The 2,726-nt window shown below is 36.7% G+C and carries 4 protein-coding genes; all 4 read right to left on the bottom strand.

Going from position 1 to position 2,726, the window contains the following annotated elements:
- On the bottom strand, positions 1–308 hold a 308-nt coding region (locus tag JF818_RS12005; RefSeq protein WP_198892240.1), incomplete at its 3' end, for a TIR domain-containing protein.
- Between the two features lie 355 nt (positions 309–663).
- Positions 664–1,467, bottom strand: coding sequence for a hypothetical protein (locus JF818_RS12000; RefSeq protein WP_198892239.1), 804 nt, complete (start codon positions 1,465–1,467; stop codon positions 664–666).
- Between the two features lie 6 nt (positions 1,468–1,473).
- Positions 1,474–1,851 (bottom strand): TIR domain-containing protein, encoded by a 378-nt coding sequence (locus JF818_RS11995; protein WP_198892238.1) that lies wholly within the window; start codon positions 1,849–1,851, stop codon positions 1,474–1,476.
- 168 nt (positions 1,852–2,019) lie between these two features.
- The coding region (locus JF818_RS11990) for an AAA family ATPase (RefSeq protein ID WP_198892237.1) at positions 2,020–2,726 on the bottom strand (707 nt) is incomplete at its 5' end.

Raw genomic sequence — 2,726 nt, 5'->3', positions numbered from 1 at the left:
ATATTAGTTCTATCATCTTTGTACGCCCATATCCCTAATGTTTTTTTCTTTTCTTCTTTGGAACATGATATCTCCCATTTTTGACCACTTGAACTTAAAGAATTCTTACTTACTAATACAATGACACCATCTGATCTACGCATTCTCGTTCGAACACGATCCTTCCAATCGGAATCATAGGGTTTCTTCACAGACATATCGACATATTCAAATGGTGAATCTGTATTCAAGGATTGTCCCTTGAGAAAATCTCTTTGCCTTTCATCTTCAATTGCAAATGCAATAAAAACCACTTTTTTATCAGCCATAATTCCTCCTAATAATATTTCCACACCACTGATGGAAAGGTTCAAAATAAATATTAATCGGGCATTAAACATAGTGATCCGCTTACTATTATGAGAGACGCCAATCAAATACAAACCCTACCTTTATATACAATAAGAGCTTGGAAAATTTCTCAGCGAAGTATTAGCGCCCGTTTATATAGTTGGCGGCTAGGCTTCATAATCTGAATACGACTAAGTCGATAGTTTCTCAGTAGATTTGGTGAAAAACAAATTTCTGTCGGTGTAGATTTAGTGATAATTCTACCTAATACCTAAACTCGTGAAATCATACCTTTAGAAGCACAGAAATTCGGTCTATATAAAGGCTACAACCCTAGCTAATTACTATGAGAATGATTGCTACTAGAGCTGTAATGATATAAAGAGAGAGTAAAGTGGTTGGAACCCATATTTCTCTTGAAGTGAACGAACGATACACCTTTGGATTATCACCATGTTCTAGTGCTTCCCATTCAGCCGCATATATTGCTGTATTTAGATATCGTTCTATAGTGTTAATTACTTTGAACTTACCTTTGTTTAGCTGGCCAAATGATTTGATGAGGCTACGCCATGCACCACACAGAATCGCCCCTGTAATAGCCAAGATAAGAACTCCAAGAGAAACATGAAGATCCAATCCCACACCTTTCACAATCAGACCAAATGCTGTTAGTAACGCACCGTTCATTGTAAGAAAAAACGTATTTACCGCCTGCCTACGATTAACAAGGCTCTCTGAACTGGATACCATCAGCTTATACTGGTCAATTGTTTGCTGCCTAGATTCAATATCATAGGGAGGTCCAGAAGGGAACAAAACTTCCTCAAATTGTGATAAATTCCCATTGGCTTTATACAATTGTCGAGAAGCTCTTCTAATAGCATCGACAAAAACTAAATCCTGTTCACGTACTTCAAGGGGTAGCTCTTCATATGGCACTAGGGATTCATGTTCTTTATGATATTTTACAATCCACATTGACCAAGCATCATGGATATCGCTTTCGGTAACATCGGTACCTTTTGCACGTAGTAAAACTGCATAGAGCCGAAAAAGATCTACTACATGTTCTTTGGGTAATTTGTCTTCTGGGACATATGATCGAATAATAATAGCTATATCATCTAAATACATAATACTTCAATTCCATGTTTTTAGTAAATTTGCAATTTGTTCAAAATCCCAGTGCATGACGTTCCTATTTGATAAACCATTGGGGATAATATAATTTCTTCCCTTGTTGATTTGAATTCCAAAAGAAAAGTGTCCCTGTTGGATTGTTTCTGCAATCTCCCACAACACAGCTTCAGATTTCCAAGTTGTTTCTCCAATTAGAACAATTGTGCCCTTTGTCATTGCTATTCGCTTTTTGCATTCAGTTTTCCAATTTGAATCAAAAGGATTCTTTACTGAATAATCGAAGAAAGCTATGTTCTTGTCCTTTGCTTCCTGAACAAGGAAGTCTCGTGCCCATCTATCTTCCATTTCGAAACTAATAAATGCTTTTGGAAATACCATATATTTCTCCGTTCGTAATGATATTTAATGAAAAGAAGAAATCAATGATCTGCGTACACTTTGATCTGCGAACGGTTTAGTAGACATTTTCTGATTAGGTCTCGCAAGATTTCTCCCTCAAACTGTGTGGAAAATGTGACAGTTCTTCCTGGCACCGATAATACAAAATCATGTGCCTATCATCATATTATAATGGGCGATATGTTGACTATTCTCAAATATCTCTCTGAATACTTTTTTATATCTTGGTATCGCATCCGTATATGGATCAATAAATAAATCATCTGGGATACTGTGTGAGCCATCATTTATCCAATACAGTAACGATCTCGCAATTATTTTGTCTTCAGTACTTCTGAACTGATTCACAAGGTAATCATCTCTTTTACCACCCAGTATTCCAAAATAGTTTTCTATGATACGGCGCATTGTATTCTGTATGGAAATCAGCGTTACTCCAGTGTTGTCTTGTAATTCTTTCCATAAAAGCTCATAAGATGTGGAAATTGGATTCTTCATTCCATATGGATTAATTGTTGCAACATCGTTGTTCTTTCGAACAATCCAGTATTTTACATCACTGAGCTCATGTGTCCGGCCATCGATGAACGAGGCTTCTTTGTGGAAGAATACATTATGTGTTAGTATAAACAGTTGGGACACATCTCCATCTCCGCTCCGTATCTTCTTTGACAAATCCTTAATAATTGCACCAACAATATATAATATCGTGCTGTCCAAGCTACTGATTGGATCGTCCACAACAATAATCTTTTTATCAGAAACACAGTCCCGGTCTGTTGAACCTTTTGCCCTCTGAATGAAATACAAAAAAGTCAGAAATGTTTCCTCTCCTTCACTCAGCGTATTCGCTT

Source organism: Sphaerochaeta sp. S2, assembly GCF_016406725.1.
Classification (GTDB): Bacteria; Spirochaetota; Spirochaetia; order Sphaerochaetales; family Sphaerochaetaceae; genus Sphaerochaeta.
Note: the sequence above shows the minus strand (reverse complement) of the source record. Positions and strands in the feature narration are given on the sequence as shown.

What these genes read in the sequence shown, in the direction of transcription:
- JF818_RS12000 (WP_198892239.1), bottom strand. Translation starts at nt 1,467, where the DNA reads ATGTATTTAGATGATATAGCTATTATTATTCGATCATATGTCCCAGAA.
- JF818_RS11995 (WP_198892238.1), bottom strand. Translation starts at nt 1,851, where the DNA reads ATGGTATTTCCAAAAGCATTTATTAGTTTCGAAATGGAAGATAGATGG.